The organism is Limosilactobacillus vaginalis DSM 5837 = ATCC 49540 (assembly GCF_000159435.1).
Classification (GTDB): Bacteria; Bacillota; Bacilli; order Lactobacillales; family Lactobacillaceae; genus Limosilactobacillus; species Limosilactobacillus vaginalis.
In genome coordinates this window covers 331,950-353,922 of sequence record NZ_GG693413.1, presented here as the reverse complement: position 1 = coordinate 353,922, position 21,973 = coordinate 331,950, and the positions used below count along the sequence as shown (strand labels likewise).

Annotated in this window: 21 protein-coding genes; 14 read left to right on the top strand and 7 right to left on the bottom strand. The window is 41.1% G+C overall.

Features of this window, described 5'->3' with window-relative positions; translation table 11 throughout:
* Positions 1-90: 90 nt before the first annotated feature.
* A complete protein-coding gene (locus HMPREF0549_RS04845; protein ID WP_003717148.1) occupies positions 91-1,173 on the top strand; it encodes a carbamoyl phosphate synthase small subunit in 1,083 nt (360 codons plus the stop codon).
* Positions 1,173-3,662, top strand: coding sequence for an ATP-binding protein (locus HMPREF0549_RS04840; RefSeq protein WP_003717147.1), 2,490 nt, complete (start codon positions 1,173-1,175; stop codon positions 3,660-3,662). The genes HMPREF0549_RS04845 and HMPREF0549_RS04840 overlap by 1 nt, the downstream gene beginning before the upstream one ends.
* 65 nt (positions 3,663-3,727) lie before the next feature.
* Here the strand turns inward: HMPREF0549_RS04840 and HMPREF0549_RS04835 are convergent, their stop codons facing one another.
* The gene (locus tag HMPREF0549_RS04835; protein WP_003717146.1) at positions 3,728-5,416 is read right to left on the bottom strand and encodes an Rqc2 family fibronectin-binding protein; all 1,689 of its coding nucleotides are present in this window, start codon (positions 5,414-5,416) and stop codon (positions 3,728-3,730) included.
* Positions 5,417-5,629: 213 nt separating this feature from the next.
* On the opposite strand from HMPREF0549_RS04835, the gene fakB reads away from it, so the two are divergent.
* Both fakB and HMPREF0549_RS04825 read left to right on the top strand, forming a co-directional pair.
* Complete coding sequence (fakB, locus tag HMPREF0549_RS04830; protein ID WP_040531231.1) at positions 5,630-6,508, top strand: DegV family protein; 879 nt, start codon at positions 5,630-5,632, stop codon at positions 6,506-6,508.
* Positions 6,505-7,134, top strand: coding sequence for a hypothetical protein (locus tag HMPREF0549_RS04825; RefSeq protein WP_003717144.1), 630 nt, complete (start codon positions 6,505-6,507; stop codon positions 7,132-7,134). Before fakB ends, HMPREF0549_RS04825 begins: the two co-directional genes overlap by 4 nt.
* Before the next feature lie 44 nt (positions 7,135-7,178).
* On the opposite strand, the gene HMPREF0549_RS04820 is transcribed toward HMPREF0549_RS04825, so the two are convergent.
* Complete coding sequence (locus tag HMPREF0549_RS04820) at positions 7,179-7,835, bottom strand: HD domain-containing protein (protein WP_003717143.1); 657 nt, start codon at positions 7,833-7,835, stop codon at positions 7,179-7,181.
* A gap of 70 nt (positions 7,836-7,905) precedes the next feature.
* On the opposite strand from HMPREF0549_RS04820, the gene HMPREF0549_RS04815 reads away from it, so the two are divergent.
* Positions 7,906-8,733 (top strand): glycosyltransferase family 8 protein, encoded by an 828-nt coding sequence (locus tag HMPREF0549_RS04815; RefSeq protein ID WP_003717142.1) that lies wholly within the window; start codon positions 7,906-7,908, stop codon positions 8,731-8,733.
* Here the strand turns inward: HMPREF0549_RS04815 and HMPREF0549_RS04810 are convergent.
* The gene (locus HMPREF0549_RS04810) at positions 8,722-9,363 is read right to left on the bottom strand and encodes an endonuclease III domain-containing protein (RefSeq protein ID WP_003717141.1); all 642 of its coding nucleotides are present in this window, start codon (positions 9,361-9,363) and stop codon (positions 8,722-8,724) included. The two genes, HMPREF0549_RS04815 and HMPREF0549_RS04810, sit on opposite strands and share 12 nt — an antisense overlap.
* Positions 9,364-9,539: 176 nt before the next feature.
* On the opposite strand from HMPREF0549_RS04810, the gene HMPREF0549_RS04805 reads away from it, so the two are divergent.
* The 3 genes from HMPREF0549_RS04805 (at position 9,540) to HMPREF0549_RS04795 (ending at position 11,261) form a co-directional block, all read left to right on the top strand.
* Positions 9,540-10,067, top strand: coding sequence for a GNAT family N-acetyltransferase (locus HMPREF0549_RS04805; protein ID WP_003717140.1), 528 nt, complete (start codon positions 9,540-9,542; stop codon positions 10,065-10,067).
* A 156-nt stretch (positions 10,068-10,223) separates the two neighbouring features.
* The gene (locus HMPREF0549_RS04800; protein ID WP_003717139.1) at positions 10,224-10,919 is read left to right on the top strand and encodes an AzlC family ABC transporter permease; all 696 of its coding nucleotides are present in this window, start codon (positions 10,224-10,226) and stop codon (positions 10,917-10,919) included.
* A gap of 3 nt (positions 10,920-10,922) precedes the next feature.
* Complete coding sequence (locus HMPREF0549_RS04795) at positions 10,923-11,261, top strand: branched-chain amino acid transporter permease (RefSeq protein WP_003717138.1); 339 nt, start codon at positions 10,923-10,925, stop codon at positions 11,259-11,261.
* A 75-nt stretch (positions 11,262-11,336) separates the two neighbouring features.
* On the opposite strand, the gene HMPREF0549_RS04790 is transcribed toward HMPREF0549_RS04795, so the two are convergent.
* Complete coding sequence (locus HMPREF0549_RS04790) at positions 11,337-12,704, bottom strand: DHA2 family efflux MFS transporter permease subunit (protein ID WP_040531228.1); 1,368 nt, start codon at positions 12,702-12,704, stop codon at positions 11,337-11,339.
* Positions 12,705-12,852: 148 nt separating this feature from the next.
* Here HMPREF0549_RS04790 and HMPREF0549_RS04785 point away from each other — a divergent pair, with 148 nt between their 5' ends.
* Genes HMPREF0549_RS04785 through HMPREF0549_RS04775 form a run of 3 tightly spaced genes read left to right on the top strand, consistent with a single transcriptional unit; the run spans position 12,853 to position 16,009 of the window.
* The gene (locus HMPREF0549_RS04785) at positions 12,853-13,284 is read left to right on the top strand and encodes a CopY/TcrY family copper transport repressor (RefSeq protein ID WP_003717136.1); all 432 of its coding nucleotides are present in this window, start codon (positions 12,853-12,855) and stop codon (positions 13,282-13,284) included.
* Positions 13,285-13,298: 14 nt separating this feature from the next.
* Positions 13,299-15,065: an ABC1 kinase family protein gene (locus HMPREF0549_RS04780; protein ID WP_003717135.1), complete on the top strand. Its 1,767-nt coding sequence runs from the start codon at positions 13,299-13,301 to the stop codon at positions 15,063-15,065.
* Entirely contained in the window at positions 15,062-16,009 is a 948-nt protein-coding gene (locus HMPREF0549_RS04775) for a YdcF family protein (protein ID WP_003717134.1), read from the top strand. The genes HMPREF0549_RS04780 and HMPREF0549_RS04775 overlap by 4 nt, the downstream gene beginning before the upstream one ends.
* A 101-nt stretch (positions 16,010-16,110) precedes the next feature.
* Here the strand turns inward: HMPREF0549_RS04775 and HMPREF0549_RS04770 are convergent, their stop codons facing one another.
* Entirely contained in the window at positions 16,111-16,503 is a 393-nt protein-coding gene (locus HMPREF0549_RS04770; protein WP_003717133.1) for a VOC family protein, read from the bottom strand.
* A 103-nt stretch (positions 16,504-16,606) separates the two neighbouring features.
* Here HMPREF0549_RS04770 and HMPREF0549_RS04765 point away from each other — a divergent pair, with 103 nt between their 5' ends.
* The 3 genes from HMPREF0549_RS04765 to HMPREF0549_RS04755 are packed head-to-tail and all read left to right on the top strand — an operon-like array spanning position 16,607 to position 19,871.
* Positions 16,607-16,984 (top strand): fluoride efflux transporter FluC, encoded by a 378-nt coding sequence (locus tag HMPREF0549_RS04765; protein ID WP_040531225.1) that lies wholly within the window; start codon positions 16,607-16,609, stop codon positions 16,982-16,984.
* On the top strand, positions 16,981-17,319 hold the full coding sequence (locus HMPREF0549_RS04760) for a CrcB family protein (RefSeq protein WP_003717131.1): 339 nt from the start codon (positions 16,981-16,983) through the stop codon (positions 17,317-17,319). The genes HMPREF0549_RS04765 and HMPREF0549_RS04760 overlap by 4 nt, the downstream gene beginning before the upstream one ends.
* Before the next feature lie 26 nt (positions 17,320-17,345).
* A complete protein-coding gene (locus HMPREF0549_RS04755; protein WP_003717130.1) occupies positions 17,346-19,871 on the top strand; it encodes an excinuclease ABC subunit UvrA in 2,526 nt (841 codons plus the stop codon).
* A 45-nt stretch (positions 19,872-19,916) separates the two neighbouring features.
* Here the strand turns inward: HMPREF0549_RS04755 and HMPREF0549_RS04750 are convergent, their stop codons facing one another.
* Both HMPREF0549_RS04750 and HMPREF0549_RS04745 read right to left on the bottom strand, forming a co-directional pair.
* On the bottom strand, positions 19,917-20,609 hold the full coding sequence (locus tag HMPREF0549_RS04750; RefSeq protein WP_040531221.1) for a TVP38/TMEM64 family protein: 693 nt from the start codon (positions 20,607-20,609) through the stop codon (positions 19,917-19,919).
* A 16-nt stretch (positions 20,610-20,625) separates the two neighbouring features.
* Positions 20,626-21,873, bottom strand: a complete 1,248-nt coding sequence (locus tag HMPREF0549_RS04745; RefSeq protein ID WP_050754858.1) for a DUF2075 domain-containing protein — start codon at positions 21,871-21,873, stop codon at positions 20,626-20,628.
* Positions 21,874-21,973: the final 100 nt, after the last annotated feature.

Genomic DNA, 21,973 nt, shown 5'->3' with positions numbered 1-21,973 from the left:
AGGATTTTTTATTTAATAGCTCTTTGAAACGCTTCCGATCATTTATATAATGGTTAAGGAAACAAATGCGTTGAAAAAGGAGTGAGCGCTATGGCAGCACGCTACCTAATTTTTGAAGACGGAACCATCTTTGAGGGAGATGGATTTGGCTCACCAGCAGTAACCTTTGGCGAAGTGGTTTTTAATACCAGCATGACGGGTTACCAGGAAATTATTACTAATCAGATTTACGATAACCAAATCGTAACCTTTACCCAACCCAATATTGGCGGTTACGGAATCCAACGGAACATTTATGAATCAATTGTCCCCACTATTAAAGGGGTAATCGTTCGCTCATTATCAAATGTAGCAACCGATAATATTCGTCGATTAACCCTGGATCAATATTTAAAACAAATGAATATTCCCGGAATTACTAACATTGATACTCGGGCAATTACCCATAAGCTTCGTGATGCTGGCAAACCATTAAAAGGGAGTATCGTTCCGGTTCCTGATGACCATGCCTTTGATCAGCTGCACGCGACTGTTTTGACCAACCAGCAAGTAGCTCAGGTTTCGACACCTAAGCCATACCCTAATCCTGGAGTTGGGATGAGCGTGGTTGTAGTCGATTTTGGATTAAAGAACGGGATCCTTCGAGAGTTGAGTCGGCGAAAGTGCAACGTCACTGTTCTGCCATATAATGCGACTGCTGACGAAATTTTACGGCTTGATCCTGACGGCGTAGTTCTTTCAAGTGGCCCTGGCGATCCGCATTATGTAAAATCAGCGGTTCTCGAAATGATCCGAAAAGTTCAGGAACAAGTACCGCTCTTTGGAATTGGCCTTGGTCACGAATTATTTGCATTAGCTAATGGTGCTCAAGTAATTCCGCTTGGTGTTGAGCATCACGGGATGAACCACCCAATTAAGGAAATTATTACCGATCACATCGTTTATGCGAACCAATCAGAAGGGTATACCGTTGATTGGAGTACAGTAGACCGGTCAAAATTACTCGTTACGTATACTGATATGATTGATAGCAGTGTTCAGGGATTACGTCACCGGCAGTTTCCGGCCTTCTCTGTCCAGTTCTTCCCGGATGGCGCACCAGGCCCAGATGAAACAGATGGCTTGTTTGACGAGTTTATTGATACAATGAAGCGGAAGGAGGAACGGCGGTAGTGACAAATAAGAAATCAATTTTGATTATCGGTGCTGGACCGAATAATATTCAGCATGGGGATGAAGTTGATTCCGCAACTTACCAGGTAGCAACCTACCTTCGTCGAGCTGGCGTTACCACGATCTTAGCGGACAACAACCCATTTTCTTATAGCCTGAATGATTCTTCCGTGATCGATCACTCATCAATTGGACCATTAACCGTTAATCATCTGATCGAATTGATCGAAAAATACCAACCACGGGCAATCCTGCCGACATTAGGTAATCGGCAAGCATTTCTTCTTACACAGGAATTACTTGAAAAGGGAATCTTGCGAAAAAAGGAGATTGAACTTCTCGGGGTACCGGAAGCAACCGTGCGCCAAGTTAATAATCCAGTGTTGCTTGAACGAACTCTTCGTCAAATGGGTGCACCGATGAAGAAGATCGTCACGGTTAATAATTATCCTGATGCGCTAGAAGAAGCTCAGCGACTTGGTTATCCGGTAATTATTCGCTCCGTCTTACCTAAGATTACAAGTACCAGGCAGATCGTCCACGATCAAAGCGAGTTAGCAGCTGCTGTTAGCAAGTGTCTTAGTCAATCGCGAGCAGAACAGGTTTACGTTCAGCAAAGTCTTGGTGGCTATAAGGAAATTGAAGTGGTTGTTCAGCGTGATCAATCCGGAACAATGATGATGCTCGGGATGGTCGAAGATATGGATCCAATTGGGATTCATGCTGGTGATTCGATTGCCTTTAATCCAGCACAGACGCTTCTTGATCGGCAAATCCAAGATATGCGGGATACTGCATTTGCAATTACCCGGAAGTTACGAATTGTTGGGGTTAATCATGTTCAATTTGCCTTGGATCCAGTTAATGATAATTTTTATGTCATTAAGAGCAGCCCATACTTTGACCGAATGGTTTCCTTCGTTGCCCAGTCGACTGGCTACCCGGTTGCGATGGTGAGCTCCCAATTATATTTAGGTAAAACCTTGCGTGAGATTGACTTAGGACCGGGATTCGCTAAACATGCGGCCTTAATTGAGCCAGCAATGGATCATATTGCGGCACGGGTACCAGTTTGGGGATTTAGTCCAGAACAAGCGCAAAAGCAATTATTGGGTACTGAAAAGAAGTCTGTTGGAACGGTCTTCGGTATTGGTAGAAGTCCAGCCGAAGCATTATTTAAGGCGATTGAGTCACGTTACCATGAACCGACTGACTTCCACATCCAATCACAGGCAAAGTTGTCCGATGATGAGTTGGTGGATCGACTGGTCCATCCGCATGCTGAACGGCTATTTTCTCTTTTGGAAGCAATGCAGCGGGGCTATACCGCCTATGAACTGGTTGAAATGACCAAGATTGATCCCTTCTACTTTGATCAACTAGCAAAAATGAAGGAGCTTATAACCGAATTAGTTGAACATCCGGGGAAAGAGCCGGTTTTGGCTAAGGCAAAGCATAACGGGTTAAGCAACCAGCTAATTGCTAAGCTCTGGAAAACAACTCCTAAGCAGATTTACCAAATGATGCAGGACCATAACCTTACAGTAAAGTATAAGGAAGTTGAACCGTCTGCTGGTGAATTTGATCAGCACACCCAGACGTTCTATTCAGCCTATGAAGATGAAAATGAAGCATTAACGTTGCCTCAACCAAGTGCCTTATTTATCGGAACAGGGGGGCTACGACTGGGACTTAGTAATGCCGGAGACTTCTTTGTTGCTTCCATGATGATGCAGCTTCACCGGCAGAAGTTTCATACAATTATCATGAATTGTAATCCCAGTTCTGTCACCCTTAATACGCTGATTGCTGATAAGCGGTATATTGAGCCTGCATCAGCAGAGAATGTTCTTTCGGTTGTTGAAATCGATCAACCACAGTTAATTTTTATTCCTGCTAGCTACACTAATCTCTTAGAAACGTTAAAGAAATACGACTTGCAAAGCAAAGTTATTACCTTGCCAGATGACCGTTTAGGTAATTTGAAACCACGCTCTAACCAGTTGGTAGCACTTGATTATCTCTGGGACGGTGAAAATGAAAAGTTTCTTGCTTCAACCGCGGCTTTACAATCTGCCACTAATTTTGATTATGAGATGATTAATCTACAGCTACCAGCCGCAGTCAATGATGTGGAACTAAAGAAAATGCAGGCTACTGCTCGTGAGGTAGTTGAGCAGCAGTCGAATCCAGGTTTTTATCAGGTAATTTTTGAGCAAGACGGACTAGAATATAAGGCACTAACCGTTCAATCAATTAGTCTTCCAGAAGTAGCATTCCTTTCAAAATCACTAGGGATTAACCTCCCAGCGCTTCTGGGGAAGATTGTTAGTGATCAGGACTTTAACCTTGCTGATACTGAAATCACGCAACCAAAGGGAACTGTAACCTACCGTGCAACTTTTCCCTTTGAGTCGCTCCGGATGAAGCCCCAAGGAATTCTTGGCCCAAATAAGATTATCGGTGCAGAAATCCAATTTATGAACTAGTAAGTAATTACAAAAAACAGAGACTCGGAAAAACGGCTTAACCGTACTCCAAGTCTCTGTTTTGTTTAATTTTTCAGTTTATGTGGCGTGACATACAATGTTTTCTGGCCGGTAAAAGTTACAAAACCGGGCTTAGCACCATTTGGCTTATGGAGACGCTTAGCGGGCAGGTAATCAACAGGGACGTTATCAGAATTCCGTCCCTTTGAGAAGTAGGCAGCGAGTTGGGCAGCCTCAAGCAGGGTTTGTTCATCCGGATCACTATCACGAATGATAACGTGTGAACCAGGAATATCCTTAACGTGAAGCCAAATATCATTTTTGTTGGCAATCTTAAAGCTAAGGCGATCGTTTTGCAGGTTATTTTTACCAACAAGAACAGTTGTCCCGTTGCTGGTATGAAATTCTTCTGGCTTACTTACCCTAACTTTTCGCCGTTTCTTACTTTTTTGTCGTTTTTGCTTAATGTAACCTTGTTGCTGAAGCTCTAAGCGAATTTCCTGAATATCAGCTGGTGAAGCAAGATCGATTTGACTCTCGATATTTGCAAGGTAGTTAATTTCGTCATTGGCTAGTTTCAGTTGCTCCTTAACGTAATCGACCGACGTCTTTAACTTGTCATACTTTGTAAAGTATTTTTGAGCATTGCGAGAAGGGGAGAGCTCTGGATCGAGTTTGATCTTGAGTGGCTTATTATCATCATAAAAGTTTGGCAGGGTAATTTCCGTCATCCCCGCAGTCAGCTTCCCTAAATAAGTCGTCAAGATTTCACCACGAATCCGGTAATAATCTGCTTTTGCCGCATCCTCAAGTTGTTGCTTTAGTTTCTTAACTTTACGGCGGTCCTTCTTTAGTTCGTTATGAAGTACTTTAAGAACCTGACCAGCTAACTCTTTAGACCGATCCCGTTCGGCTTTTTGGGCATAGAAAGCATCAAGCATTACAGAAAGGGTATCATAATGGGTCAGCTGTTCTTCTTTAATATTGCTTGGCAGAAATGCTGCAAATTGCCGTTTTCCATTATTGTCGTCATAAATCACGGGATCTGGATTTTCAAACTGCTTTAAAAAAGTGTGATAAGTCGTTGGTAAATCAGAACTTGCTTGAAGTTCGCGTGCTAGTTCTTGAGCAGATTGGCGTCCCAATCCCTGATAACGTGCTTGAAGTTGTTTAGCTAGTTCGTTTTCATCGAGATCCTTACGAACTAGATCCGTATAGATTTGATTAGGCAGGTACGGGTTAACTTTATCTTGCTTTGGCGGCATTACAAAGGTTGCGCCAGGGAGAAGCAGGCGGACACGGTTTTGATCGGATCCCACGTGTTTAATCGTATCAATAATTTTATGATTTTTTTCGTTAACTAATGAAACGTTACTATGACGGGCCATTATTTCGATTACGAGGACAAGCCGTTGTTGATCTCCCAATTCATCCCGCGTCTTAAAGTTCATCTTAATAATCCGGTCGTTATCAACCTGTTCAATTGATTCTAAAATTGCTCCCTCAAGGTATTTACGCATAGTCATTGCAAAATTGCTGGGAACTGCTGGATTTTGGTAGGCAATTTGCGTAATTTGCATTCGCGGATATGTCGGGTTGGCTGAAAGAAGCAGAGAATAATTATGCCGGTGTGCGCGGATGGTCATAATTAGTTCTGCAGGGTAAGGCTGGTTAACCTTGGCCACTCGTCCAGTCGACAGAGTCTGATCTAATTCATGGACGACTGCATGGGTAAAGAAACCATCAAATGCCATTAGTTAGTTCCTCCTTTAATTTCATTAAACGATTTTTTATAGCGATTACTATTATACCGTTTGTTTTGCCAAATAAACAATTCAAAGGATTAGGATTATTGGTTTCTGTACAGCGATGTGGTATTCTATATCTATTACGATGTTGTTAGAATACCTTTACTATGCAATTATTCTTTAATCATTAATAACAACATTCCAATGGAGGTAGTATTAATGAAAATAGCTGTTGTAACTGACAGTACCTGCTATCTTTCTAAAGAAGAGATCGCAGCCAATAATATTCATGTGGTACCAATCCCGTTTATCCTCAATGGTAAGACTTACCATGAAGGTGTTGATATCACCACCGAGGAATTTTATGATCAATTAAAGACGGCTAGTACTTTCCCCAGTACGTCTCAGCCCTCAATTGGTGAGATGATGGAGCTTTACCAGAAACTTGCTGATGATGGCTATGATGCTGTGATTAGTATCCACCTTACAAAGACTATTTCAGGATTTCTCAACAATATTACCCAGCTTTCAGAACAAATGAAGGATACGATTAAGATTGTTCCCTTTGATTCTGGAATCACGGTTAAGTTAATGGGGTATCTTGCAATTGAAGCTTCACAATTAGCTAAGCAAGGAGCAGACGTTGACGAGATCGTAAAGAAATTAACTGAGTTACGAGATACGTTCCGTGATGTCTTTGTTGTTGATGACTTGCAAAACTTAGTGCGTGGGGGACGACTATCAAACGCATCCGCCTTTGTTGGATCAATTTTAAGGATTAAGCCATTGCTTTCTTTTGATAATCCTAATCATGATATCGAAGCTTTTGAAAAGGTCCGGTCAATGAAGAAGGCAAAGGCCCGGTGTGAACAGCTTTTTAACGAGTCAATTGAAAAGCTGGATTATCCAGTACGTGCAATTGTTCTCCATGCTAACGATAAGGAAGCAGGAGAGAAGTGGCTAACTAAGCTACAAGCGGATCATCCTGACATTAAATTTGAATTATCTTACTTTGGTCCGGTCGTTGGTGTTCACTTGGGACAGGGGGCACTGGCTCTTGCTTGGTTGCAAGATACGGAAAAGAAGCCTTTGCCATGATGAAGAGAATTCGTTTATTTCACGTTATTGTTTGGTTAATTATCCTATTAGCTATTTGTCTGCTATCACCGCTAAACCTGCATGGCGTCTTACCTAGCGGAACAATTATTGCTCCGGTGACTTCTCTACTAGCAATCGCAACGATTCCATTGTTAGGAATGTTGAATTCTGCGTTATTAATTGTTGCTTCCCAATTGATTTTATTAGGGTTTAGCCAAAGCGATTGGTTAACCGTGGTGGTAACTGCTTTAGCCACACTTTTCAGTGGCTGGGTAGTTAGGTGGCAGCAAGCAACTTCACAAGAGTTACGTCATCAACAAATGATTACTATTGGAATTAGTAGTGGATTGATCATTCTTGTGCTGCTCGAACTTGCCTACTTAATTGTCGGCTGGCGATTAACTGGCAGTAGCAACGGGATGATTGAAATTGCCCGGTTAGCATTGCCTACTTCTTTATTAACAGGCCTTTGCTACGCATTATTAGTTCCGCCACTTAGTATTCTATTGTTACATCTTGGTAAAAAATTGTTACCTGATTCAACAAACCACGATACTTCAAACGATTCGGTAATTATTGATATGGGTAATAATCAGAAGAAAAAAGATCAGGATAAGCAAAAATAAAAACATCTCTGTAATTAACAATTGTGTTAACTACAGAGATGTTTTTATGCTTTAGCGTCCCATTCTTGATGAAATTCATGAAGAAAATCAAGCATTACTTGTTGTCGATATTCAGCAATTGCGCGTGCGGTTGGCGTAAAAAGTTTGTCTTTTAGCCCAAGAAGCTTTTCGTCAAAATGGTTAATGATTGTCTCATCGTCAAGATTACGGTATTCTTGTTTGCTCATTTTTTTCCGTGGCTTAATTTTCGGGTCATAAATAACTTCGCCATGAGCACCACCATAGTAGATTGCACGGGTGATTCCAATTGCCCCAATTGCATCTAACCAGTCAGCGTCTCGCACAATCTGGGCTGTTTTGCTAAGCTGAATCTGATGTCCCTCTAGGGTATGAGCAAACGAGATGTTATCAATTGTTTCCATCACGGTGTTCACGTGCTCGGTGGTCATTCCGATTTTTTGAAGAAATCCTTTGACCTCATTTTGAGCAGCAGTAACACTATCAACAATCTTTTCGTCTACTGTGTCGTGAAGATAGGCCGCTACTTGGGGCAGGAAGGGATCATAACCCTCACCGATCGCAATCCGGGCGGCATTCTTCACAACTCGATTAATATGGTCCATCCCGTGACCAGTCCGATCATTGGCGAGTTTATTAACCGTAAATTGCTTAACTGTCGCTAGTTGTTGTTCTTGATTCATCAAATCAATCCTTTCAAGTATTTTAGTTAGTACAATTGATATAATTAGTAGTGTTTGGAGGAAATTTATAATGAACTTATTATTTGCGATTGATGATAATTTTGTTCAACAGTTAGAAACCGTCTTACTGTCGATTCATTTAAACACCAAGTCTCAGGAATTCAATATTTATGTTTTGCAGAAAAATCGGCTGACAAAGGAAGCGGAATTAGCTGCTTTTTGCAAGCACTTAAAGATGGCGTACCATCCAGTAATGGTTAAGCAATCGTTATTTGAAAATGCTCCGGTAACCGATCGCTACCCAACCACGATTTATTACCGACTACTAGCTCACCAAATGCTTCCTCAGGATCTCCATAAAATCCTTTATCTGGATGCTGACATACTTTGTATTAATGACCTTTCACCCTTATATAGTACTGCATTGGGCAATAACCTTTTCGCTTCAGCAATCCATGCCAGCTTAACGAATACTACTGACGTAATTAATAAGATTCGTTTACAGAACTTCGGAGCAGATGGCTATTATAACTCAGGGGTGCTCTTAATGAATCTTGATTTGATGCGTCAAGAGGTTGATGCTGATCAAATTTTTGATTACATTCGCCGCCACATTTTGCTTCTTCCCGATCAGGATGTATTAAATGCGCTCTATAGTGAGCGGATCAAAACAATTCCTGACCAATTATATAACTTTGATACCCGCAACGGAAAAATTTATGAAACGATTTCGCTTGGCGAGTGGGACCTTGATTGGGTAATCAAAAATACGGTGATTTTACATTACTGTGGTCGTGAAAAGCCGTGGTTGCCAACGAAAAACTCAGGGAGACTGACGGCTCTATATAAGCAGTATTTCCACATGACAGCAAAACTTCAGTCAAGTTTACAGAATTAGCTGATCACCAGCAAGAAAACTTTCTTGAAATTTTGTCAGTGGATGAAAATAGATTTTGCCAAACTCGTCAATTAAACCATGAAAGTCTTGAGCAGCTGTACTAGTGAAGTCAGCAGGCAGTTTAACTTGCTTTGCGAGACTTTGGTAATTAGTAAGGTTGGGAACGCCTAGTTGGGTGAACAATACCCGGGCATATTTATCGCTGATAAACGTTGGCTGTTCAAAAATATAGGTGAGCAGGACATCAGCGGTTTCATCACCAATTCCGTGAAGTTTGAGCAGTTCTTGTCGTAATTTTGGGCCTAGAACTTGGCAAACTTGTTGGTAGTCGTTGTCATATTGCAATAGCCAGGTAAAAATAGCCGCAACTGCTCGACTTTTATTCTTATAAAATCCTGCTGGTCGAACGAGAGCCTGTAATTCCTCAGTAGTTAGTTGGCGAATTTTATTGAGATCAAAATTAGTTTGCTTTCGAAACCCAGCAACAGCTTTATCGGCATTTCGCCAATTGGTATTCTGAATCATGATTGCACCAACGATGATTTCGGCTTTTGATTCAGCAGGCCACCAACCGGAATTTCCCATATTTTGGTGCATTTTCTCATATAATTCCGTAATGGTAAGATTCATGCTTCCTTTTCCTCCTCGTAATGATACCCTTAATTTATCATTAAACCGGGCTTTGCGGTAGGATTAAGGGAAGCAAAACTTTTGGCTTGCACATGTCATTGTTAATATGGTAAGTTAGTATGGTTGTTAATTTGTGAAAATTAAATTTCAATTTATCAGAAGGGAAGGTAATACGAATGCAATTACGCAAAGCTACCATGGAAGACTTGGATACAGTGATGGATATTCTTCGCGATGGTCGTAACCAATTAGCAGAACGGGGAATTGATCAATGGCAGGGTGATTACCCGAACGAAGAACACATTAAGGAAGATATTCAGCACGGTTGGGCATACCTAGTTGAGTCAGACGATGACCAAACTGTAGGTGCCTTAGCCATTGTGGATGCACCAGACCACTCATACGATGCTCTGGATGGCAAGTGGTTGGTAGATACTGATAAGTACCAAGTTATTCACCGGGTTGCGATCCATTCAAAGCATGCCGGTCACGGTTACGCTTCACGACTTTTTGAAAGTGTGATTGATTATATCAAAGAAAATCGGAAGGATATTAAGTCTCTTCGGATTGATACCCATGAAAACAACGAAATCATGCAACACTTAATCACCAAGAATGGCTTCACTAAAGTTGGTGAACTTCACGGTGTATATCGTCCTGAAGAAGAATCCTACGTTTACGAACTAGTAACACAAAAGGATTAAACAAATTGTAATCTTGGGCATGGTACCGATGGTTAATCGGTATCATGTCTTTTTTTGCGGTCGCACTGTAATGCATACAATTTAGTTCTTGTATGCATCAAGGTCGTTCGCTAAAATAAAAGTCAATTGATTTTTTATTCCGAGGGGGAGTAAGTAATGAAAAAGCTGGATGGTGAATTCCGCTTTGCATTGGGAAAGTCGATGCCAGTCCTGTTTGGTTATGTGACACTGGGTCTGGGGTACGGCCTTTACATGCACAACCTGGGGTTTTCTTTTTGGTATCCGACATTGATGGCGCTAACGATTTATGGAGGATCAGTTGAATTTGTGATTGCCAATATGCTAGTCCAACATTTTAATCCCTTGAACGTCCTTTTAATTACCTTGGTGGTCGGTTTTCGTCAGTCATTCTATGCCCTATCAATGCTCAAACAGTACCGACATGCTGGATGGCGAAAGTGGCTGTTAATCTTTGGCCTAACTGATGAGACCTTTGTTATTAACCACTACACCAAAGTTCCACAAGAAATGAGTCAAGTAAAGGTTAATACATGGATCACGGTCTTGGATTGGGGTTATTGGGTTCTTGGGGCCTTCTTAGGCGGCTTCTTGGGAAGTGTCTTCCAGCTCCAAGTTAAGGGACTTGATTTTGTTATGACGGCCCTATTCATTGTTTTGGCATTGGATCAATTCTTACAAGAAAAGAGTCATGTTAGTTCCATTAGTGGGGTCTTAATTACCATCATTAGCTTGCTGGCTGTTGGCAAGACGTACTTTTTGATTGTTACCTTACTCTTGCTGGTTGCGGAATATTACTATTTAACAAGGCGTCATGCAAAGGGGGATGATTAAGAAATGACAGTTGTTCAACAAGTGATTTCAATAGCGATCGCTGCAGTCGCTAACTTCTTTACCCGTGTCGTTCCATTCCTTGTTTTTGGCCGCCAACGAAATGGTAAAGAAGAATTGAGTCCCTTTATTGAAGGACTAGGTGATTTTCTTCCACCAGCAATTATGGGGATGCTCGTGGTCTATTGCTTTAGAAATGTTCACTTCCTTAGTGGCGATTTTGGCTTACCAGAAATTATTGCTAGTATTATTACAATCCTCGTCCACTTACGAAAACGAAGCATGTGTTTGTCGCTATTGGTGGGGACGGTTAGCTACATTATTTTAGTGAATTTTGTTTTCTAAAAAGAAATCTTGATCTTGTTAAAAAGCCGGGCAATGAACCATTTTCGGTCCATTGTCCGACTTTATTTTTATATTCTAACTTTTTATTTGGTGATAAAGCTTCCTGCTGAGAATGAGAGAAATCAAGAGAAGAACTAGGCAAAAAGCAAATCCTGATTGGATTCCTAAATGGGAGGTTGAGTTATGGATAAGGTGGTTTACGATCCCGACAACAGAGACGATTAGTGCGGTCCCAAATGCTGCTGCAATTTGTCGCAAGGTATTAAAACAGGCCACCGCATCGGGAACAATTTCGTTGGGTAAGAGTGAAAGCGCCTGTGTCTGAAGTGGAATTAACATTGTTACTAGTCCAAATTGGCGTACCGTTTGAAAAACCGTAATGATAACCACTGAACTCCGGGCACCGATCATTGCCTGTCCGGTTGTCCCGAAAATATCAATTAGTAGTCCAGCACCAACAAGCCATTGAATAGGGTAGTGATCATAGAATCGACCGCTAGTTGTTGACAATAGCCCTGTAAGGATTGCCCCTGGAAGAACAGCGATTGCGGAGATCACGGTACTTTCTTCAAGAACAATCTGAACAAGCAACGGAATCAAAATAGCATTGCCGTACATTGTCGCGGTAATTAGCATATTAATGACGGTTGCCAGGAGAAATTGTCGATGTTCAAACACACTGAGGTTAATCAATGGGTGGGTACTTCTTCGTTGATTGAGATAAAAAATAACAATGAATACTAGCCCAATAATTGCCATTCCACCAACATTAAACGATAATAGCGGATAATTAGAAACATTTGAAAGGCCCATTAATAAGGACCATAAGCCGAGGGTAATTACCGTAAAACCTAAACCGTTAAATTGGGGGAATTCGTTATGGGGAATATAAGGGAGCATCCAAAGTGATAAAAGTAATGTAATCACTGCAAAGGGGATAATCAAAATAAATAGGTATCGCCACGAGAGGTAATCAAGCATAAAACCTGATACCGCGGGTCCAAGGATTGGTGCACAGTTAAATGCAAGACCAATAATTCCCATTATTCGGCCCTTCTTCCCTGGGAGAGCATAACGAATTGCAAGAACATTGACAAGGGGCATCATCATTCCGGCACCGATTGCTTGGATCATCCGAGCAATTACTAGGAGGTTAAAGGAATTCGCTAACCCGCCGATTAAGGTTCCGCAAAGAAAAATTCCCGTAAAGAAGATAAATAGCCATTTAAATGAGAATCGTTTAATAAGGTAGGAACTAACCGGAATCATTAACGCATTGACTAACATATAGCCGTTCGTTACCCATTGAACGTGGGCTTCACTAATATGAAAAACGTCCATAAATGTTGGCAATGCAATATTCATTAAGGTTGAACAAAGAATCCCGAAGAAAGTTCCAAAAACCATTATAATTAGGGCACGCCTAATTCGCTGGTCGCTCAAGAACATCGACTCCTTTTTAGAAAAATTAGCATAACTAATGCAGTAGTTTAGCAGATCTTGATCTAGGTCACAATAAGTATTTGGATTAAACCAGAAATTGTTTGACGCTTTTTATCGACAGGTGTAGATTTTAAATTGAGGTGAGGACATGGAAGAAAAAACAGATATTACGCCAGCAGAATGGCAAGTAATGCGAATTATCTGGACCCTCAGTAAAGCAACTAGTACCCAAGTAATTGAAATCCTTCAACAAAAAGTTGATTGGAAACCCGCAACAATTAAGACATTACTCCGGCGTCTAGTGGAAAAAGGAGCATTAAAGACAACCCGTCAAGGCCGTGGCTTTATCTACTCCCCATTAATTAAGGAGCAGATTACCATGAACGAAGCCGCAGATCATTTGTTTAACAGCATTTGCGAGATGCATGTTGGTGCTACGCTTAGCCATGTAATAGATGATGCCGTTCTTAGTCGAAAGGATATTGAACAACTTCAAAAATTGTTAGCTGAAAAGAAGAAAAATGCCCCAGAGAAGGTTGAATGCAACTGTGTTCCGGGGATGCCCATGGATTGTGAGTAAGGAGGATCTTATTAATGGCTGAAGAAACAGTACCATCCCCAAGAAAACGTCTTCGGCGGATCATGCAGGTAATGCGTCAATATCACTTTTTGAGCAATTTTTATCATCAAAAAAATCCGGAAGAAGTTTGTCAGGCATTAGAAGAACTCGGCCCAACCTTTATTAAAATGGGGCAAATCCTTTCTACTCGTGCAGACCTGGTAAGCCCAGAATATATAAAGGCCTTACGAAAGCTTCAGGATGATGTTCCGGCTGATAGCTTCGCAAGTGTTAAAAAGACTTTTGAGACGGAAACTGGAAAAAAGATCAGTGAAGTTTTTAAGACATTTGATCAAGAACCATTTGCCTCAGCCTCGATCGGTCAAGTTCATCATGCTGAGTTAAAGGATGGGACGTCGGTAGTTGTTAAAATTCAGCATCCTGATGTTACTAAATTGGTAGATACAGATTTGGCGCTTTTAAAACGGGCGGTTGAACTACTGAAATACGTTCCAACTGGGATTACTGTTGTTGATCCCGTAAAAATCTTCAACGCTTTAAGTGACTCGCTAAGGAGTGAAATTGACACAATTCAAGAAGCCAAAAACGGGGTTGAATTTTACCGCCTTAATAATGGCCAGTCAATTATTCGGGTTCCTAAGGTTTACTTCAAATACTGCGCCCCTAAAATTTTGGTTAATGAATATATGCCGGGGAAGAGTATTAAGTACCTGGCTAACGCTTCATTAAGTACGAACCCTGAACAAGCAAAAACGCAACGACAGGTTCGCCATGAGATTGCCCAAGTATTAGTTAAGAACTTCCTTAGGCAAGTCTTTGTCGATCACTTCTTTCAGGCTGATCCGCATCCAGGGAATATCTTAATTCGTCACCTGTCTCAGGATGAAGCTCAAACGGACCAGGTTGAGGTAGAAAAGAAATTAGAGAAGCAGATTGGCCCTACTAAAATCAGCTATCAGCAAGAGAAGAGCCTTCCACCATACCGGGTTATCTGGATTGACTTTGGGATGATGGGAAGAATTTCGCCAGCAACAGCGGACGGAATTGCCAAAATAGTATTGGCCGTTAATTCACAGGATATTCATGAGATCGGTCAATCAATTATTCCAATGTGTGAGCAAGTGGGACCGCTTGACGAGCAGAAATTCTATCGGGAACTTGGTAAATTCCTGCGGCCGTACTTGAATGCTGGCCTTGCTGAAATTAATTTCACTAAGATGCTCTATCAGATCGTTCAATTATGTCAAAATAATAATCTCCAGATTCATTCCCAAGTGACGATGCTGGTACGGGCATTTGGGATCCTAGAAACAATTATTGCTAAGCTTGATCCTTCACTTTCAATGTTGGAGGTTGCCCGACCATTTGGTAAGCAGTACTTGAAGCAGCATTTCGATTTGCGTACTCAATTAGATAATAGCTTGTGGGGAAGTTATCGTGCTGTGAAGAATATTACCCAAATGCCAGGGAAGCTGAACACCTTTTTTGATGCAATTAGTGATGGGGATGCTCGAATTAATTTTCATTACGCTGACCAGGAAAATCTAATGAAGTGGCTTAGTCGGATTGTTAACCGGATAATTATTGCAATTATTTTAGCAGCAATTATTGTTGGCTCATCGTTGTTAGTAGAGGGCAGTACTGACCATCCGCACATCTACCGTCTTGGTGTCTTTGGCTATTCGTTAGCAATCATTATAATTGTCACAATGGCGGTTAGTGAATTGATTCGTCGCTACCGAAAATATCGTCGGCAGAAAAAGGAGTACGGGAAGAAATGATTATTTTAACTCTTTCTTTGTTGATCATTCTCCTGTGGTGGCCGTTACCCAAAAAGAATGAGTGGGCGTTGTGCTGGACTGGCTTGCTATTAATTTTGATCGGCGGACAAATTGGCTACCCGAAAACATTTACTGCGGTTAGCTTAGGAGTTGCAAGTCTCTTGAGCTGGCTGGAATCAATTAGGGCAATTTTGGTTCGTCACTTTTCAACAGACGCGCAGCTGATTAAGTATAATCAGAAGACATTTGGCTTAATGTTCTTAAACCTATTTATCTGCTTACCGCTACTATTTAAGTATCAAGGATATTTTACCTGGTTTAACCACCAGGTAATTTTGACTGCACTAATAGTTAATGGGATTACCACTCTTGGATTAGTAATTTTCTGGGGTGCAATTATTACTGCACAACTCCTTTCAAGACCTGTTAAGGCTGATTATTTAATTGCCCTCGGTGCTGGCCTGCGTCAGGGCAAAGTGCCGCCTGTTCTGACAGCGCGACTGCAACAAGCCATTGCCTGCTGGAAGTTAAATCATAACGCTACAATTATTGTTACTGGTGGTATTTTGCATGGTGAGCAATTATCTGAAGCCCAAGCAATGGCAAAATATTTGATTAATCACGGAATCCCTCAAGACCGGATTATTTTAGAGGAGCAGGCGATGAATACCTGGGATAATTTACGCAACTGCCAAAGGTTATTGCAAAAGCAAGCTGATCCTAAGCAAAAAATTGTCGTTATAACTAGCTCATTCCACATCTTCAGAACCTTTAATTATTTACGAAAGCTGAAGTTATCCTGGCCGCTTGTTTCTAGCAAGACTCCGTGGAAGCTGCAGCCTTTAACCGTTGTTCGAGACTATTTAGGAATTATTCGTGATCATTATCGTAGTTGGTTAGCCATCCTGCTTGTTATCCTGGTTATTGCTGAGTTGCTTGGATGAAAATAAGTAGAGACCTGGAAAGACAAAATTTTTCCAGGTCTCTACTTATTTGTTAATGCTTTCGAACTTACCGCGTCTAAGTGTCTAAATCAAGGCTTTCTTTATTTATTTGCATAAACCGAAACTTCAATTAGGTTCTTGTCGGGATCATGAACGTAGATTGAAGTCATTGCTCCTTCAGAACCCTGCTTTTCTACAGGCCCTTCAACAACATCGACGTAATAACTATTAAAGTGGTGAAGAATATCGTCGACCTTATCTCCAGCAACTAAACAAAGGTCAGCTGATCCGACGGTTGGATGATTAGCCACCAATTTAGTTGGTCGGTCAACCTTTTGCAGCCGTATAAGCTGGTGACCACACCGGAGAGTAATTACATCATCATTACTTTGCTGGTCAATTACTGGCATGTCAAAGACTTCATGGTAAAAGCGCATGGACTCTTCAAGATTGCTAACGGTCAATACAATATGATCGATTCTTCGCATTTTCATAACTGATTCCTCTTTTCTCGGCTATTATTATACGATGTTCCGTTTTAGATTGGCAAACAGGAATTCAAAGCGTAAAATCAGTTGGTGGAAATGGAGGATAAAAATGAAAATAAAAAATTTGGTTGCGGTTGCTGCTTTCGCTTTCTTTGGTGGTATTTTTCGCTATCTATTCAGTTTTAATTTAGGTGAATGGGGGATCCTGATCGCTAATTTTGTAGGGTGCTTTTTGTTATCATTTCTTACCTATTATGTAATTGAACGGGATCTTTTAGCCGGTTGGTTGAACTTAGGATTAGGAACGGGATTGATTGGGGCCTTTACAACGTTTTCGTCATTTATTACTAGTGTCTTAAAACTTAGTGAAAGCAATTTTTGGGTTGGCAGTGGTTACTTTCTGGTTAGTCTTCTAGGAGGGTTCTTTGCAGCCATTATTGGTTTTATTTTGGCGCAATTATTGGTAAGAATGGAGGAAGATAAATGATTTTAGTTGGTTTTGGTGCATCATGCGGTGCCCTCCTTCGTTACCTATTTACTTATTTGTGGAAGCAATTGCAAGTCGACTGGCCAGGAGCAACATTACTCATTAACCTTACTGGTGCGTTTTGTTTAGGAATATTAATTCACCGCTTTCCCACTAGTCAGTTTACGATCCTTTTTTGGGAAACCGGATTTTTAGGCGGCTACACAACTTTTTCAACGTTAAACACTGAATTAATTGCAATGTATAATGAGCATCAGTGGCGCAGTTTAATAATCTATGGCACTTTATCATATCTTGGTGGACTTAGCCTTGCTTGGCTTGGAATGCAGCTTTAAGCTTTTAAAGAAAAGGGGAAGAGCTTTTGAATAAGGCAGTGCAATCAACGATTCCTGCAGAAATTGAAGTGCGGGGTGGTCGGGTTCATAATTTGAAAAATATTAACGTTAATATTCCGCTACATAAATTTGTCGCAATTTCTGGTTTATCTGGTTCTGGGAAAAGCTCGTTAGCAATGGGAATCCTGTATGAAGAAGGTTCCCGGCGGTACTTGGAAGCTTTATCTACGTATACGCGACGGCGGATCAAATTGGGTGCCCAGGCACAGGTTGATAGCGTTAAACAAATCCCGTCAGCACTAGCACTTCATCAACGTCCAGCAGTTCCGTCTGAGCGAGCAACTGTTGGAACAATGAGTGAGATCTTTAATGTAATTCGACTAATTTTTTCTCGCTTAGGTTCACCTGTCTGTCCAAATGGCCACCGATTAAAGCCAAGTCTTGAGGTAGCACAGGCGATGAGCAAGTCTGGAGACGAAATGGGCGTTTTAACCTGCCCTGAATGCGGCGTGAAGTTTAATGCCTTTTCCGCTGAAGACTTTGCCTTTAATTCTGATGGGGCCTGCAAACGATGCCAAGGAACTGGCCGAGTTCGTGAACTAGACGAAGAAAAACTAATTGGCGATGAGAATCTGACGCTGGATGAAGGTGCAGTGGCTTCATGGCACCTTCCTGGTCGGAATTTTATGCCTCAAGTTGCTGAGCAGGCTGGCGTCCGAATTAACGTCCCCTATAAGGATCTTTCACCTAAGGAAAAGAACTTTGTCTTGAATGGACCAAGCAAGAAATACAAGATGGATTTTGTCTCGGGAACTGGTCGAGTCTTTCATGATTTTAATGCCTTGTATGAAAATGCTCATGAAGCAGTTCTTGAGTCGGCAAAGACAAGTAAAAGTGCTCGGGCACAGCAACGAATTAATGAGTTCTTTCATTCATCCGTTTGTCCTGTTTGCCATGGGACCCGCTTACGACCGGAACTTCTAACTCAACTAGCTGGCGGAAAAAACATTGCAGAAGTCACTGATTTAACTCTTGGCGAACTTGAACAATGGAAGCAAAAGGTTCTAAGCGAATTGCCAACGAACATGGGTAAAATGGCAACTGCAATCTTTAAGCAATTTGATGACAATCTTCGCCCATTGTTAGAGCTTGGTTTAGATTACCTTTCCCTTTCACGGAACGGTAATACCTTATCAACTGGTGAGTTACAGCGAATTCAATTATCCCGGACATTACGGACACAGACAACAGGCGTTTTGTATGTTCTGGATGAACCGTCGATTGGTCTCCATCCCGATAACATTAACGGTCTCCTTCATGTATTTCATGAACTGGTTGAACAAGGTAATTCACTGGTGGTGGTTGACCATAATATTGATATTATTAGTGCTGCAGATTGGGTGATTGAGATTGGTCCTGGTTCTGGTGCCGAAGGAGGAAAGGTAATTGATCAGGGGACTCCTGCTGAATTAAAGCGGAAGAAAAGTTCACTAATTGGTCCATTTTTGAACGGTAAAGCCCGGATCAAAGTTCGCAAAACATCAAGTAAACGGGCAGCTTCTGAAACTAATTTTACAGTTAGTGACTACTTTAACCTAAAAAATGTTACTGCCACGATTCCAACAAATCGAATTACCGCAGTCACTGGATTTTCGGGTGCGGGGAAAACTAGTCTAATTCTTGATAGCTTAGTTCCGGCTTTAAAAGCTCAAGAGAAAGGGGAACCACTTCCCAAACAGGTCGACAACTTAGATACTCCACTCAAAAGTGTTGTCAGTGTTGATGCTGTTCCGGTGGGAAAGAGTACCCGTTCAACAGTTGCGACGTATACAAGTATCATGGATAATCTCCGGCGGCTTTTTGCGGCTCAACCAGCTGCAAAGGAGAAGCACTGGACTGCAAGTTACTTCTCTTACAATAATAAACAGGGCGCTTGTCCAAACTGTGGTGGGACAGGGATCGTAACCCTTGATATACAATACTTACCGGACATGCAGCAGGTTTGTCCCGTTTGTAACGGTGATCGGTATAATAAGAAAATTCAACAAATTAAGTGGCATGATTATTCAATCGTTGATTTGTTAAACCTCGATGTTCGCCATGCAATTCCGATCTTTAAGGATATACCGAAAATTCAGCGTGAATTAAAGCTTCTTGACGAGGTCGGCCTTGGCTATCTTCATCTTGGTGAAAGTACGCCAACATTATCTGGTGGAGAAGCTCAGCGGTTGAAACTCGTTAAGCATTTGAATCGTCAACAAAAAACAACTCTTTTTGTCTTCGATGAGCCATCGGTTGGTCTCCATCCCCTTGACGTCCAAGTCTTGCTTCAGGTAATGCAACGGTTAATTGATCGGGGAGCAACGATTATTATCATTACTCATGATGTCAACTTAATGGTAAACGCTGATTATTTAATTGATTTGGGACCACGTGGGGGTAGAAATGGTGGACGGATTGTTGCCCAAGGTCATCCAACTAGCCTCATTCATAACCCGAAGAGCTTAACCACTCAGTATCTTGCAGAATTCGTTAGCCGTTTCCAAAATTAAAACAACTCTCCAAGGAGGATTCCCTGACTTGGAGAGTTGTTTTAGTTATTCAGTTTCTAACCGTTTTTTATGTTCGTCATCGATCTTTTTTACAATCAGGTAGATACCAATAAGGATTAGGATGCAAATGGCGGCACTAATAATTCGTTTGAGACTACCCCGGAAGATCGCATCCCCACCAAAGGCATAGAGAAATGATGTTGGTGCCATTCCTACCAGAACCATTGCCATATATTGTCGGCGGTTGACGTTTAACTGAGCACCAGCGTAATTAACAAGGATACTGGGAATAACTGGGATCATAAAACCAATTGTCAGACCAATAAGGGGATGTTTTTGGTGCATTAATGATTTAATTAGTTTGTGTTGTTTAACCCTTTTTGAAAAATTAATTTTTCTGATCAAACTCATTACAATACAGTTTCCAAGAACATTTCCCATCCAGTTAATAATAAAGCCAAAGAAGGGGCCGTAACAAAGCCCCGAAAGGATACAAATAACTGAATTTGAAAGGCCGGGAATAGAGTTTAAGACAGCGATTAAGCCAAGGAGAAGTAGAGAATTAGCGATCCCGTGGGCTCTAATCATGTGAAGGAGAATTTCTTTTTCGTGTGGTACGGGGTGGATTAGGACATCAATTTCTGGTTTATAGTTTTGATAAACAAAAATCACAATAATAATTGCTAAGAGAACTCCTAGGGCAATTAGCAATTTTTTGTTAAGAGTCTTTTTTTTCATTGTGTACTCTACTTTCTTAATAATTAAGGCCAGCATCTTTGAAGAGCTGAACGAGCGAATTACGCAAAAGCGGATCATGAGCGTAAATGTATGTGCCATACACGCCCCGCTTAAAAAGAACATTAAGAGAATTCATAATCATTCGTTCTTCAAGAGCTTTAATTTCTTGCGGATCCGTTAGATCATCGCGCTTTTTAAATGCTTCTGAATCGGTATATTTATCGAGATTAATTTGCAGCTTCTTGGTTCCGGGAAGTTGACTAATTGGCGGACCAATGATAATTCCCGTATAGTTTAAATCAAAGCCTTGACAGGTATAAATCGAGCCAACCTCATTAATTGTTTGGGGGAGTTCAGCCCAAGGAGTGACCGTATAGTTATATTGATCCCAGGGTAACCTGAATTGTCCCTCTTTAATATAGTGCTTACCGCCGTCAAGGGTTGAAGGGTATCCGGAAGTCGATAAGATTCGTGAAAGGCCAACCTCATCATTTCGCTTAACAATTGCCTGACGCATTTTTTCCGCATCGTTATAAATCCGAAAGTCATAATTTTGACGACTATTCTTTGGAATTGCTGCAAGTTCATATTGATCTGTAAAGTGATTAAACCAGTCGATCAGCTGATCACTAGCGGTCATCCTGAATTGATGATGGAGATGGTACTCTTTATGAGGGTATTGGTGAGTGATTTTTTCAAGCCGTTCAGGAGTCCATAAACTCTTCATCCTTAAAACTTGATATTGATCGAAAACTAAAACAACGACTTTAGCCCGTTTTATAATCTCGACTAACTGATTATCGTGATAAAAATTATTGTAGTGATCAGCTTTCGATAATAGGAGATGAGCTTCGTCAATTACGGCAATATCAATATTTTGCTGTTTCTTATCTAACTGGTTAATTAGCGAAGTGGGACGGGTGAAGTCCTTTTTATAAAGTCCCTTAATTGGGCCGGCAATTTCGCGATAAACTTTTAGAATTTCTGGATGATTAACCAGGAAGTAATTTTTAGTTTTAAAAAATGGCGAAGCTGGATCCTGACGAGCTGCTAATTGGAATCGTTCGAAGAGGTTTGATAAAACAACACTTTTTCCCGTTCCGGCATCACCATAAATCGTATAGATTGCAGGAAAGTCGTTTTTTAAATGCTTTGCTGTAAATTCAGTAATGGAATTAACTAATGTTTCCTGCTCAGTTGTTAAGGTTTTAAATGGCGATAATTTTTCGGTAGCTTTATTGGTAAGCTGGTTCAACACACTCATCCCTCTTTTGATAATCATGCTTAATTTTAAATGAGGAAGCGGTATTCGTCAATTTTAGTAATGACGAATTTCTGTAGCGAACTTTAAAAAGTGTTAAAAT

Excerpts from the sequence above, each read along its gene's own strand:
- HMPREF0549_RS04745 (WP_050754858.1), bottom strand. The coding sequence starts at position 21,873 with ATGAGTGTGTTGAACCAGCTTACCAATAAAGCTACCGAAAAATTATCG.
- HMPREF0549_RS04785 (WP_003717136.1), top strand. The coding sequence starts at position 12,853 with ATGGAAGAAAAAACAGATATTACGCCAGCAGAATGGCAAGTAATGCGA.
- HMPREF0549_RS04800 (WP_003717139.1), top strand. The coding sequence starts at position 10,224 with ATGAAAAAGCTGGATGGTGAATTCCGCTTTGCATTGGGAAAGTCGATG.
- HMPREF0549_RS04825 (WP_003717144.1), top strand. The coding sequence starts at position 6,505 with ATGATGAAGAGAATTCGTTTATTTCACGTTATTGTTTGGTTAATTATC.
- HMPREF0549_RS04835 (WP_003717146.1), bottom strand. The coding sequence starts at position 5,416 with ATGGCATTTGATGGTTTCTTTACCCATGCAGTCGTCCATGAATTAGAT.
- HMPREF0549_RS04845 (WP_003717148.1), top strand. The coding sequence starts at position 91 with ATGGCAGCACGCTACCTAATTTTTGAAGACGGAACCATCTTTGAGGGA.
- HMPREF0549_RS04780 (WP_003717135.1), top strand. The coding sequence starts at position 13,299 with ATGGCTGAAGAAACAGTACCATCCCCAAGAAAACGTCTTCGGCGGATC.
- HMPREF0549_RS04775 (WP_003717134.1), top strand. The coding sequence starts at position 15,062 with ATGATTATTTTAACTCTTTCTTTGTTGATCATTCTCCTGTGGTGGCCG.
- HMPREF0549_RS04750 (WP_040531221.1), bottom strand. The coding sequence starts at position 20,609 with ATGAAAAAAAAGACTCTTAACAAAAAATTGCTAATTGCCCTAGGAGTT.
- HMPREF0549_RS04805 (WP_003717140.1), top strand. The coding sequence starts at position 9,540 with ATGCAATTACGCAAAGCTACCATGGAAGACTTGGATACAGTGATGGAT.
- fakB (WP_040531231.1), top strand. The coding sequence starts at position 5,630 with ATGAAAATAGCTGTTGTAACTGACAGTACCTGCTATCTTTCTAAAGAA.
- HMPREF0549_RS04770 (WP_003717133.1), bottom strand. The coding sequence starts at position 16,503 with ATGAAAATGCGAAGAATCGATCATATTGTATTGACCGTTAGCAATCTT.
- HMPREF0549_RS04760 (WP_003717131.1), top strand. The coding sequence starts at position 16,981 with ATGATTTTAGTTGGTTTTGGTGCATCATGCGGTGCCCTCCTTCGTTAC.
- HMPREF0549_RS04795 (WP_003717138.1), top strand. The coding sequence starts at position 10,923 with ATGACAGTTGTTCAACAAGTGATTTCAATAGCGATCGCTGCAGTCGCT.
- HMPREF0549_RS04815 (WP_003717142.1), top strand. The coding sequence starts at position 7,906 with ATGAACTTATTATTTGCGATTGATGATAATTTTGTTCAACAGTTAGAA.
- HMPREF0549_RS04810 (WP_003717141.1), bottom strand. The coding sequence starts at position 9,363 with ATGAATCTTACCATTACGGAATTATATGAGAAAATGCACCAAAATATG.
- HMPREF0549_RS04820 (WP_003717143.1), bottom strand. The coding sequence starts at position 7,835 with ATGAATCAAGAACAACAACTAGCGACAGTTAAGCAATTTACGGTTAAT.
- HMPREF0549_RS04765 (WP_040531225.1), top strand. The coding sequence starts at position 16,607 with ATGAAAATAAAAAATTTGGTTGCGGTTGCTGCTTTCGCTTTCTTTGGT.